The sequence below is a fragment of the Streptomyces sp. NPDC056169 genome (genome assembly GCF_042268445.1).
In the GTDB taxonomy this organism is placed as follows: Bacteria; Actinomycetota; Actinomycetes; order Streptomycetales; family Streptomycetaceae; genus Streptomyces.
The window spans coordinates 1-11,798 of the sequence record NZ_JBHJUO010000025.1 but is presented as its reverse complement, the minus strand read 5'-3'; the positions used below and the strand labels follow the sequence as shown (position 1 = coordinate 11,798).

The following is an 11,798-nucleotide window of genomic DNA, read 5'->3' as shown; positions in this document are numbered from 1 at the left end:
ATTGCCCGGAGTCACCCTCCGTGATACACAGAGTGACCATACGCTTCTTCGCATAGAAACCGGCCACACCACCGCAGGTCAAGACGGTCAGACCGGTCAAGTGTGCGGGGATCGGGTAAAGAGAGCCGTCAAGCCGTCACACGCGAGCGGTTTCATCAGCGAAGATAGGGCGATGACCCATGCCGTCCGGCAAGGGCAGTTAACTACCCAACAGGGGCGGTGAGTTACATGTACCTGGCGGCAGAAAAGGGCGACATCACCACCATCATCGGTGGAATCGCCCCGAACTGGGGGCCTTTCGGCAGCCTGGGCAACGAAGCCAAGGTGATGATCGAGGTCGTGATGGCCGTGGCCATCCTGCTCTGCCTCGGCATCGCCATCTGGGGAGCGGCCAAGCAGCGCATCGGCGCGACCGCACTCCGCGACACGTTCAGCGCGGAACAGGGCAAGGGCCTGATCGTGGCCGGCCTCACCGGCGTCTTCATCATCGGATCGCTGGGGACGCTCTTCACCATCGTGTACGGGATGGCCGTCTGATCCCCCGTCGGACTCCATCCTCCTGAGGCCTGCTGATGTTGTGTGTGCGTTCCCTGATGGCCAGCCATCCTGCAGCACTGTCGTACCCGCGAACGAGTGAGGGGGCGTACCCGGCATGAGCCTCGGCGACGAGCACGACGGCTTCGGCGGCGTGGGCGGCTCGGGCCAGACCCGGACCCGCCTGCCCGAGGGCAACAGCGGCGACGTCTACGGAGGCGCCCGCCGCCCCGTCCGCAGCTCCCGCTCCCTCCTCACGGTCGTGGGCGTGGTGGTCCTCCTCATCGCGGCGATCGCCTTCGCCAACCGCGGCGGCGGAGACCCGGCGGACGCGGCCCCCGCAGCAGGCACCCCGGGCAAGACGGCCCCGACGGCAGCAACAGGCATCCGCCCGGTCACCGGCAAGAACGGCCGCCTCCCCGCAGGCTTCGCCCGCACCGAGCAGGGCGCGCAGAGCGCGGCGACGAACTACGCGGTGGTGCTCGGCTCGGCCGAGATGTTCCAGGACGGCCCGCGCGAGGAGATCGTGCGCGCCATCCACGACCCCGCCGTCGTGGAAGACCTCCTGAAGAAGCTCGACGCCTCCTACTCCGCCGGCCTCATGGCCGGCATGGGACTCGACGAGAACGGCACCGCGCCCGCCGGCACGACCCTCGTCTCACGCACCGTCCCCGTCGGCGCCAAGGTCCGTGACTACACGGAGAACTCCGCGACGGTCGACGTCTGGTGCACCGGTCTGGGCGGCCTCGCCGGCGCAGGATCGACCAAGCCCGTCACCGCCACCTGGTTCACCGTCACGCAGAAGCTCACGTGGGTCGGGGGCGACTGGCGCATCGAGTCCTTCAGCCAGAGCGAAGGCCCCACCCCGGTCAACGGCGACAACCGCGCCTCCACGGCCGACGAGATCGCCGAGGCCGTCGAGGGATACGGAGCGTTCACCTATGCCCGCTAGCCGAAGCCTGGCCGGGCGCGCGACGACCGCGGCCTTCGCCGCCTTCCTCGCCGCCCCCCTCCTGCTCGCCCCGGCCGCCCACGCGGCCCCCACCCCGACCCCGACGGCCCCCACTCCGACCCCGACCCCGGGCAACAAGGCGTGCGAGCTCCTCACGGGAACGGCCCGCCAGCTCTGCGAGAGGAGCGAGTCCGGCGGCGGCACCCAGGCACCCCTGCCCAACCCGACCACCGCCCTCGACCCCCTCTCCTCCCTCGCCCGCGGCTGCGCCGACGCCGCCATCGCCACCATCGACTACCTCTCCAAGGCCGTCAAAGAAACCGCCGACGTCGACTTCACCAACCTGGAGTTCCTCGGCCGGTACGCGATCGTCTTCGCCGCCGCCACCTTCCTCACCCTCCTCCTCTGGCTCCTCGCCGTCGCCAAGCGAGCCATCCGCGGCGTCCCCCTCACCACCGCACTCTCCGAGGCCATCGGCTTCCTCTGGCTGACGGTCCTCGCCTCCGCCTTCACCCCGCTCATCCTCTACACCGTCGTCAACGCCACCGACGCCGTCACCGAGGTCATCGCCTCCGGCACCGGCCAGCAGACCGACGTCTTCTTCGGCAGCTTCAAACAGGCCCTCCAGAAGGGCGACAGCATCGGTGGCGGCCCCATCATGCTGATCATCGTGTCGCTGGTGACCGTCCTCGCCGCCGGCGTCCTCTACCTGGAGCTGTTCCTCCGCGCCGTGATGCTCTACGTCGGCGCCCTCCTCGGTGTCGTCGTCTACTCCGGCCTCGTCGACAAGAACATGTGGGGCCACGTCCGCCGCTGGGCCGGAATCATGATCGCGGTGATCCTCGTCAAGCCGGTCATCGTGATCGTCCTCGGCCTCGCCGGCGCCCTCTCCTCCGGCACCGGCCCCGACTCGTTCTCCGCCGTCGTCTCCGGCCTCGCGATCATCCTGCTCGCCATCTTCTCCTCCGCGGTCATCTACCGCTTCGTCCCCGGCTTCGGCGACGAGATCGCCGCCTCCCGCAACAACCGGCTCCACCGCGCCGGCGAGAACACGGCCGCCGCCGTCATCTCCTCCCCCGCCTCCCTCGTCTCCCAGGGCATCAAGACCCACAGCACCCGCGACAGCGGAGGCGGCGGCGGCCAGGGCTCCCAGGCCCGCCCCGCCAACCCCCTCGCCGGCGGCGTCGCCGCCCACAGCAGCCGCGGCGGCGACAACCGCGGCGGCGGGGCCACACCCCCGCCCGCACCCCGTAGCAGCAGTCCCACCACGGGTACCCCGCACAGCAACCGCAACTCTGGAGGTGGAGGGCGTTGACGACCCAGTCCCAGCCGGTCGCGCCCCGCCGCACGTATCTCGTCGGCCGCGCCCGGCCGAACGCGATCGTCGGCAAGAACCGTGAGACGGGCGAGATCGCCCTCATCATCGTCGGCGCCTTCCTCGGCATGATGAGCGGACTCCTCGTCCCCGTCCTCCCCCTCCGGATCGCGCTCCTCGCCGGCCTCCCCATGGTCGGCATCGCCGCCGTGTACCTCCCGTACAAGGGCCGCACGTTCTACAAGTGGTTCGAGATCAACCGCAGCTTCAAGCGCATGCTCAAGCGCGGCACGGCCTACCGTTCCGTCGCCGCCGAGTCCGGCACCCGCCTCGACGGCCGCGAGGTCGAGGTCGGCCCGCCCCCCGGCATCGGCCGCGTCGGCTGGCTCGCCGCCCCCTTCGGCCCCGACGAGATCGCCGTCCTCCTCCACGCCGACCGCCGCACCGTCACCGCCGCCATCGAGATCGAGGGCCCCGGCGTCGGCCTGCGCGACAGCGAGGACCAGGAAGCCCTCGTCGACCGCTTCGGCACCCTCCTCAAGCACGTCGCCAACGGCGACGGCTTCGTGACCCGCATCCAGATGCTGGCCCGCACCCTCCCCGCCGACCCCGACGCCCACGCCAAGGACGTCACCCAGCGCGGCGACGCCACCGCCCCCGGCTGGCTCAAGGAGTCGTACGAGCAGCTCCAGTCGATGGTCTCCACCTCCAGCGAGCAGCACCGCGCCTACCTCGTCGCCTGCATGCACTACACGCGCGAACTCGCCGCCGAGGCCAACGTCATGGCCCGCGCCGCCCGCCACGCCTCCGGCGCCCGCAAGCTCGACCGCGACGCCGGCCTCGCCGTCGTCATGGCCCGCGAGCTCACCGACATCTGCGCCCGCCTCGCCGAGGCCGACATCCGCGTACGCCAGCCCCTCGGCCAGTCCCGGCTCGCCTCCCTCGTCCACTCCATGTACGACCCGGACCACCCCATCGACCACATCCAGGCCATGACGAAACGAAACGCTTGGCCGGCCGAACTCGACGCGATGGAACCGACGTACCTCCAGGCCAAGACCCGCGAGTCCTCCACCCGCGCCCCCTGGTGCCACGCCACGGCCTGGGTGAAGGAGTGGCCGATGACCCCGGTCGGCGTCAACTTCCTCGCCCCGCTCCTCGTCCACACCCCCGACGTCATCCGCACGGTCGCCGTCACCATGGACCTGGAGCCCACCGAGGTCGCCATCGAGCGCATGCTCACCGAGAAGACCAACGACGAGGCCGACGCCAGCCGCGCCGCCAAGATGAACCGCACCGTCGACCCCCGCGACATCGCCGCCCACGGCCGGCTCGACCAGCGGGGTGAAGATCTCGCCAGCGGCGCGGCCGGAGTGAACCTCGTCGGGTACATCACGGTGTCGTCGCGTTCACCCGAGGCCCTCGCCCGGGACAAGCGCACGATCAGGGCCTCCGCCGGCAAGTCGTACCTGAAGCTGGAGTGGTGCGACCGCGAGCACCACCGGGCCTTTGTGAACACCCTGCCGTTCGCGACCGGCATCCGCCGCTAAGGCCGAAGGGGCACCGACCGATGCGAGATCCGCTGTCCGCACTCACCGACGCCTTCACCTCCTTCGTCCTCGGCAAGGTGGAGACGACCCGCCTACCCGTCCGCACCTCCACCGGACAGGCCCAGGCCGTCTACCTGCCGACCGCCGCCCCCGGCCTCGGCGACTCCGGCGTGATCATCGGCCGCGAGGTCTACAGCGGCAAGGGATACATCTACGACCCCTTCCAGCTGTACGGGCAGCAGCTCCCCGCCCCGCACTGGCTGGTCCTCGGCGAGTCCGGAAACGGCAAGTCGGCGCTGGAGAAGACGTACGTGCTCCGCCAGCTCCGCTTCCGCGACCGGCAGGTCGTCGTCCTCGACGCCCAGGGCGAGGACGGCGTCGGCGAATGGAACCTCATCGCGCAGGAGCTGGGAATAACTCCCATCCGGCTCGACCCGATGGTCGCCAACGACTCCGGCATCCGCCTCAACCCCCTCGACCCCTCGATCACCACCACGGGACAGCTCGCGCTGCTCCGCACGATCATCGAGGTGGCGATGGGCCACGGCCTCGACGAGCGCTCCGGCTTCGCCCTCAAGGTCGCCCACGCCTACGTCACCAGCCACACCACCGACCGCCAGCCGATCCTCACCGACATCGTCGAGCAGCTCCGCCACCCCGAACCCGAATCGGCGGAGGCCATGAACGTCGACATAGACGACGTACGGGCCTGGGGCCTGGACGTCGCCCTCGTCCTGGACCGGCTGGTCGACGGCGACCTCCGCGGCATGTTCGACGGCCCGACGACCGTCGGCATCGACCTCGACGCGCCCCTCATCGTCTTCGACCTCTCCCACATCGACCGCAACTCCATCGCCATGCCGATCCTCATGGCGATCGTCGGCGTCTGGCTGGAGCACACCTGGATCCGCCCCGACCGGAAGAAGCGCATCTTCCTCGTCGAGGAGGCCTGGCACATCATCAACAGCCCGTTCGTGGCGCAGCTGTTCCAGCGGCTGCTCAAGTTCGGCCGCCGCCTCGGCCTGTCGTTCGTCGCCGTCGTCCACCACCTCTCCGACGTCGTCGACGGAGCGGCGGCCAAGGAGGCCGCGGCGATCCTCAAGATGGCCTCCACCCGGACCATCTACGCCCAGAAGGCCGACGAGGCACGCAACACGGGCCGGGTCCTCGGCCTGCCCCGCTGGGCCGTCGAGATCATCCCGACCCTCACCCCCGGCATCGCGGTCTGGGACGTCAACGGCAACGTACAGGTGGTCAAACACCTCATCACCGAGCGCGAACGCCCCCTCGTCTACACCGACCGCGCGATGACCGAGTCCTCGGTCGTCGCCGACCCGGAACTCGAGTGGGAGACGGAGCAGCGCGCGATCCTCATCGAGCAGCAGATGAACGGCACGTCGCAGTCGACGGTGGCGTAGATGGAACCGGCGAAGAGAGGAGGAGGCATCTCCGACGGGCTGCTGCTCAGCCTGTTCGGCCTCCTCCTCTGCCTCACGGTCCTGGTCTGGGCGGCCACCGGCCTGGGCGGTCTCCTCGCCCACGGCGCCTGGCCGGAGGGGGTCGCCCTCACCCGCACCCCCGCGGCCCTGCGCTCCCTCGCGACCGCCCCGACCGACCTGGCGGCGGCCTGGCCCGCCACCCCGGCCGGCGGGCTGTCGGGATACGGGCTGTTCTGGGGCCTGCTGATCGGCGAGGCGATGATCCTGCTCGTCCTCGCGGTCTTCGCCCTCGGCACGATCGCCCGCTGGCGCGCGGTCCGCGCGAACCGCAAGTCCGGCGCGTACGAGCCGTCCCGTGCACGAGACCGCAAGCCCCTTCCCGTACGGGAAGACCCCACGCTCGTACGAGAAGCCCCCGCGCCCCTCCCGGAGGCCACCGCCCCACCGGCCCCACCGGCCCCACGCCGCCCCGCGGAGGAACACGCCCCGGAACTGCCCGGGCTCACCCTCCCGCAGCCCGCCCCGCCGCCCGTCCCACCGGTCCTCCCGACCACCCCGACCGTCACCCCCGCCGCCACCCCCCTGGGCGCCGCCACCCCCCGGCTCCTCCTCGGCCCCCCGGAGACCCGCCACCCCCTCGCCGTCCAGGCGATCCGGGACGCCGAAGGCCCCGTCCTCGTCGTCACCTCGGACCCCACCGTCTGGTCGGCGACGAAGGACGCGCGCGGCAAACTCGGCCCGGTCCTCGTCCACGACCCGGGCCACCTCTGCGACACCCCCGCCCGGCTCCACTGGTCCCCGTCCGAGCACTGCGAGGACCCGGCCGTCGCCCAGCAGCGGGCCGCCGCCCTGCTCGCCCCCGTACGCCCGCACTCCCGCCTCGACGCCACCACCGCCGAGACCGCCGAAACGCTCCTGCGGTGCTGGCTGCACGCCGCCGCCGTCGACGGCCGCTCCTTCCGCCAGGTCCACCGCTGGGCCCAGGGCGCCGGCGCCCACGAGCCCGTACGCATCCTCCGCAGCCACCCCAAGGCCGCCTCGGGCCTCGCCGGCCTCCTCGAATCGGCGCTCACCGCCCACCCCGAAAGCCGCCGCCTCGCCCAGGAACTGACGGCCCGTGCGCTCGCCGCGCTCTCCTCGATCCACATCAGGGAGTCCTGCGTCCCGAATCGAACGGATTCGCTGGCGCTCGCATCTTTCCTCGCCGAAGGGGGCACCCTCTACCTGGTGGGCGAAGCGATCGAGGACCCCCGAGCCCACCCCGGCGCGATGCCGCTCCTCACGGCCCTCGCCACCAGCGTGGTCGAGCACGGCCGCCGCATGGCCGCACGGTCATCCGACGGTCGGCTCGACCCACCACTGACGCTCGTCCTCGACGACGTCGCCGCCGTGGCCCCGCTCCCCGACCTCCCGGAGCTCCTCGCCACCGGCCACGACCAGGGCCTCCCGACCCTGGCCCTCCTCCGCTCCCGCGAACAGGCCCGCAGCCGCTGGCCGGAGGGCGCGCTCACCCCCTGAGCACGCGTTACGCGCCCGGGCGCGGCAGCTCGTACTCCACTTCCTCCGCGCCCGCGCTCACGCCGCTCTCCAGGGTCACGCGCGCCCCCGACGCCACGAACCCGAAGCGCCGGTAGAAGGCCGCGGCCCGCGCGTTGTCCTCGTGGACGTACAGCCGCACCCGCTCCACCACCGGATCCGACAGCGTCCAGGACCACTCCACGGCCGCCCGGAACAGCCCGTCGATCGCCCCGCCGCCCCGCGCCTCCGGCCGTACGTACACCCCCACGATGTGCGTCTGGTCGACCTTCGCCGACGCGCCGAACACCGCGTCCGCCGACGCCCGCTCCACCAGCACCGTCACCGAGCCGACCCACCGCCCGTCCGCCGCCTCCGCGACGAACGGACGCACGGAACCGTCCCCGCTCTCCGAGGCCCCCGCACCACGCTCCTGCCAGAAGCTGTCCGGCCGCTCCACGGCGTCCTCGTACGTGTCGAGGAACGCGAGGTGCGCGACCGGGTCCTGGAGGGCGGCGAGCCGCAGCTCACGGGCCTTCTCCCACTCGTCGGCGCGGAGAGTACGTATCGAATAGTCCATGCCCACGATCCTCGCCACGACAGGACGCCCCTGACAAGGCATTTCCTCTCACACCCGCCCCGTCGTACCGCGGTACCACCCCCGCGCCCCGGTCCCCTCCCCGGGTCCGACGTCCGGCCACCCCCCGCTCCGTAGCGTCGACGACATGATCCGAGCAGAGAACCTCACCAAGCGGTACGGGGACACCACCGTCGTCCAGGACCTCAGCTTCACCGTCCGCCCCGGCACCGTCACCGGCTTCCTCGGCCCCAACGGCGCCGGGAAGTCCACCACTCTCCGCATGATCCTCGGCCTCGACACCCCGACCCGCGGCCACGCCACCGTCGACGGCCGCCCCTACGCCGACCACCGCGCCCCGCTCACCCGGGTCGGCGCCCTCCTCGAAGCCCGCTCCCTGCACCCGGGCCGCTCCGCGTACCACCACCTCATGGCCCTCGCCCACACCCACGGCCTCCCCCGCACCCGCGTGGACCGCGTCCTCGCCCTCACCGGCCTCACCCACGTCGCCCACAAGCGCGTCAAGGGCTTCTCCCTCGGCATGGGCCAGCGCCTCGGCATCGCCGCCGCGCTCCTCGGCGACCCGGCCACGGTCGTCCTCGACGAACCGGTCAACGGCCTCGACCCCGAGGGCGTGCTGTGGATCCGCACCCTCCTCAGGTCCCTGGCTGCCGAGGGCCGTACCGTCCTCGTCTCCTCCCACCTCATGAGCGAGATGGCCCTCACCGCCGACCACCTGATCGTCATCGGCAAGGGCCGCCTCCTCGCCGACACCACGGTCGACGAGCTCGTACGCACCTCCGGCGGCGCCTCGGTCAAGGTCGTCACCCCGGAGGCGGACCGGCTGCGCGCACTCCTCCCCGACGCGCGCTGCACCACCGAGGCACCCGACACCCTCCTCGTCACCGGCCTCGACGCCCCGGAGATCGGCCGCACGGCCGCCGCCCACGGCCTCCCCCTCCACGAACTCACCCCGCAGGCCGCCTCGCTGGAGCAGGCGTTCATGGACCTCACCCGCGACTCCGTCGAATACCAGGGAGCCCCCGCATGACGACGACCACGACTACCACGGCCGCCACCACCACCCCTTCGCCCTACGGCCTCACCTTCACCCGGATCCTCCGCTCCGAATGGCACAAGCTCCGGACCGTCCGCTCCACCTGGATCACCGTCCTCGCCGCCGCTGCGCTCGTCCTCGGCGTCGGCATCCTCATGGGCTCCACGTACACCTCCGACGGCGGCGACTCCGACGTCGACACCGTCGTCCTCACCCTCTACGGCTCCCAGCTCGGCGGCATCGCCCTCGCCGTCCTCGGCATCCTCGTCACCGCCGGCGAGTACGCGACGGGCATGGTCCGCGCCTCCCTCACCGCCGTCCCCCGCCGCCTCCCCGTCCTGTGGGCGAAGGCCGCCGTCTACACGGCCGTCGTCTTCACGGTCTCCCTGGTCACCGCCCTCGCCACCTTCCTCACGGCCCAGGCCTTCCTCTCCGGCACCGACCAGGCCGCCTCCCTCACCGACGACGGCGTCCTCACCGCGATCGCGGGCAACGCCGCCGGCGTCACGCTCCTCGGCGTCATCGCCCTCGGCCTCGGCGCCGGCCTGCGCTCCGTGCCGGGCGCGATCGGCGCGTTCGTCGGCGGGGTCCTGATCGTCCCCGAGATCCTCGGGATGCTCCCGTACGAGACGATGGACACGGCCATCCGGTACTTCCCCACCCAGGCGGCCGGCGCCCTCGGTTCCGCGACCCCGATGCCCGGCGCGGCCTCCCCCGGCGCCGCACTCCTCGCCCTGCTCCTGTGGGCGGCGGCGACACTCGCGGTCCCCGCTCTGTTGCTCAAGTCCCGTGACGTATGAGGATGATGACCGGGTGACCACTCAGGAGACGACTGCCGAGGCGACGGGCCTGAGCAGGTACATCCAGCGCCTGCTGGCCCGGGCACGGGCCTTCGACATCCGGCACCCCGCGGTGTGGGACGCCGGCCTGACGCTCGTCTGGACGGTCGCGGCGCTCGTGGACGCGGCGGGCGGCTGGCAGAACACCGCCCGCGACCCGTCCGTCCCCGGCCGGCTCGTGTTCGCCCTGAGCCTCGCCCTCACCCTGCCGCTCTACTGGCGCCGCAGCCGGCCCATGACGGCCCTCGCCGTGATGGCCTGCGCGACGCTCGTCAGCGAAGGCTCCGGGGCCTTCCTCCAGGCCGGCTACCTCCAGATGCTCCCGGTGTTCCACCTCGCGCTCACCCGCCCGCCCCGCGCACTCCTCTGGGCCTTCGCCCTCATCCTGCCGCCGCTGGTGACGGGCGCACTCCGCTTCCCCCACGAGACCTGGGACCAGCGCGTCATCCCCACCCTGTGGGGGTACGCCCTCGTCGCCCTCCTCGGCCTGGTCGTCCGCTCCCGCCGGGACCACACCACCTCCCTCGTCGACAGGGCCCGCCGCCTGGAGATCGAACGCGACCAGGAGGTCCGGCTCGCCGCCGCAGCCGAACGCACCAGGATCGCGAGGGAGATGCACGACATCATCGGCCACAACCTCTCGGTCATCACCGGTCTCGCCGACGGCGGCAGGTACGCGGCGGCCAAGAGCCCCGAGCGCGCCGCCCAGGCCCTCGACGCCATCGGTACGACGAGCCGTCAGGCCCTCGACGACCTCCGCCGCCTCCTCGGCGTCCTGCGCGACGACGAGCAGGAGGCGGTCCGCGACCCCCAGCCCACCCTGGCCGACCTGGGCACACTCCTGACCGGTGTACGGAAGGCGGGCCTCGCGGTGGAGCTCGACATCCGCGACGAGCCGACCGCCCAACCCCTCGCGCCGGGTGCCCAGCTGACGGTCTACCGGGTGGTCCAGGAAGCCCTGACGAACACCCTCAAGCACGCGGGCCCCTCGGCACGAGCGACCGTGCTCCTGTCCTGGTCCCCGAAGGAACTCCTGGTGGAAGTAGCCGACACAGGCACGACCACCACGACCCCACCCCTCACCGACGGCACGGGCCAAGGCCTCACCGGCATGCGCGAACGCGCCGCCCTCTACGATGGCCGACTCGACTGCGGCCCCCTGCCGGCCGGCGGCTGGCGGGTCCGTCTCCGACTCCCCCTGGAGGACTCCCCCTCGTGACGACCGTACTCATCGCCGACGACCAGCCGATGCAGCGCTTCGGTTTCCGCATGTTGCTGGAGAGCCAGGACGACATGACCGTCGTCGGCGAGGCGTCGAACGGCACCGAGGCGATCCGCCTGGTCGACCGCCACCACCCGGACGTCGTCCTGATGGACATCCGCATGCCCGGTCTCGACGGCATCGAGGCCACCCGCCGCATCGTCACGACGGGCGCCCGCACCCGGATCCTGATCGTCACCACCTTCGACCTCGACGAGTACGCGTACGAGGGCCTGCGCGCGGGTGCGAGCGGCTTCCTGGTGAAGGACGCCCAGCCGGAGGAGCTCCTCGCGGGCATCCGCGCGGTCGCGAGCGGCGACGCCGTCGTGGCCCCGAGCCTGACGCGCCGTCTCCTGGACGCCTACATCCAGCACCTGCCCCGGCCCACCGCGCCGCCGGCCCCGCCCGAGGAGGACCCGCGCCTCTCCACCCTCACGGAACGGGAACGCGAGATCCTCACGGTCGTCGGCCAGGGCTGGACGAACACGGAGATCGCCGAACGCCTCCATCTCGCGGAGTCCACGGTGAAGACCCACATCGGCCGCATCCTCGCGAAGACGGGCGCCCGCGACCGCGTCCAGGCGGTCATCCTGGCCTACGACACCCAACTGGTGGCGCCGGCATAACCGGCATAAGAAGCACAGGCAGTCCCATTTCTGCCCCGGAACGCAGAAAAGCCCCGCACCATAAGGTGCGGGGCTTTCCCACAATGATTGTTCGGCGGCGTCCTACTCTCCCACAGGGTCCCCCCTGCAGTAC

Annotated in this window: 11 protein-coding genes; 10 read left to right on the top strand and 1 reads right to left on the bottom strand. The window is 71.9% G+C overall.

The window, feature by feature from the left end; all coding sequences use genetic code 11:
- Positions 1-228 precede the first annotated feature (228 nt).
- The 6 genes from ACFC0G_RS33760 to ACFC0G_RS33735 all read left to right on the top strand — a co-directional run bounded on the left by ACFC0G_RS33760 (position 229) and on the right by ACFC0G_RS33735 (position 7,308).
- Complete coding sequence (locus tag ACFC0G_RS33760; RefSeq protein WP_024757447.1) at positions 229-537, top strand: hypothetical protein; 309 nt, start codon at positions 229-231, stop codon at positions 535-537.
- Between the two features lie 115 nt (positions 538-652).
- Positions 653-1,486, top strand: a complete 834-nt coding sequence (locus tag ACFC0G_RS33755; RefSeq protein ID WP_376410947.1) for a hypothetical protein — start codon at positions 653-655, stop codon at positions 1,484-1,486.
- A complete protein-coding gene (locus ACFC0G_RS33750; RefSeq protein ID WP_376410944.1) occupies positions 1,476-2,801 on the top strand; it encodes a hypothetical protein in 1,326 nt (441 codons plus the stop codon). Before ACFC0G_RS33755 ends, ACFC0G_RS33750 begins: the two co-directional genes overlap by 11 nt.
- Positions 2,798-4,351, top strand: coding sequence for an SCO6880 family protein (locus ACFC0G_RS33745; RefSeq protein WP_376410941.1), 1,554 nt, complete (start codon positions 2,798-2,800; stop codon positions 4,349-4,351). Before ACFC0G_RS33750 ends, ACFC0G_RS33745 begins: the two co-directional genes overlap by 4 nt.
- Positions 4,352-4,371: 20 nt before the next feature.
- Positions 4,372-5,769, top strand: a complete 1,398-nt coding sequence (locus ACFC0G_RS33740) for an ATP-binding protein (protein WP_376410938.1) — start codon at positions 4,372-4,374, stop codon at positions 5,767-5,769.
- Complete coding sequence (locus tag ACFC0G_RS33735) at positions 5,770-7,308, top strand: type IV secretory system conjugative DNA transfer family protein (protein WP_376410935.1); 1,539 nt, start codon at positions 5,770-5,772, stop codon at positions 7,306-7,308.
- Between the two features lie 7 nt (positions 7,309-7,315).
- Here the strand turns inward: ACFC0G_RS33735 and ACFC0G_RS33730 are convergent, their stop codons facing one another.
- Positions 7,316-7,885 carry a GNAT family N-acetyltransferase gene (locus ACFC0G_RS33730; RefSeq protein WP_376410932.1) on the bottom strand — a complete coding sequence of 190 codons (570 nt, stop codon included), beginning with the start codon at positions 7,883-7,885 and terminating at the stop codon, positions 7,316-7,318.
- Positions 7,886-8,030: 145 nt separating this feature from the next.
- Here ACFC0G_RS33730 and ACFC0G_RS33725 point away from each other — a divergent pair, with 145 nt between their 5' ends.
- Genes ACFC0G_RS33725 through ACFC0G_RS33710 form a run of 4 tightly spaced genes read left to right on the top strand, consistent with a single transcriptional unit; the run spans position 8,031 to position 11,665 of the window.
- A complete protein-coding gene (locus ACFC0G_RS33725) occupies positions 8,031-8,933 on the top strand; it encodes an ABC transporter ATP-binding protein (protein ID WP_376410929.1) in 903 nt (300 codons plus the stop codon).
- Positions 8,930-9,739 carry an ABC transporter permease gene (locus ACFC0G_RS33720; protein ID WP_376410926.1) on the top strand — a complete coding sequence of 270 codons (810 nt, stop codon included), beginning with the start codon at positions 8,930-8,932 and terminating at the stop codon, positions 9,737-9,739. Before ACFC0G_RS33725 ends, ACFC0G_RS33720 begins: the two co-directional genes overlap by 4 nt.
- A 13-nt stretch (positions 9,740-9,752) precedes the next feature.
- A complete protein-coding gene (locus ACFC0G_RS33715) occupies positions 9,753-10,997 on the top strand; it encodes a sensor histidine kinase (protein ID WP_376410923.1) in 1,245 nt (414 codons plus the stop codon).
- Complete coding sequence (locus tag ACFC0G_RS33710; protein WP_376410920.1) at positions 10,994-11,665, top strand: response regulator; 672 nt, start codon at positions 10,994-10,996, stop codon at positions 11,663-11,665. The genes ACFC0G_RS33715 and ACFC0G_RS33710 overlap by 4 nt, the downstream gene beginning before the upstream one ends.
- Positions 11,666-11,798: the final 133 nt, after the last annotated feature.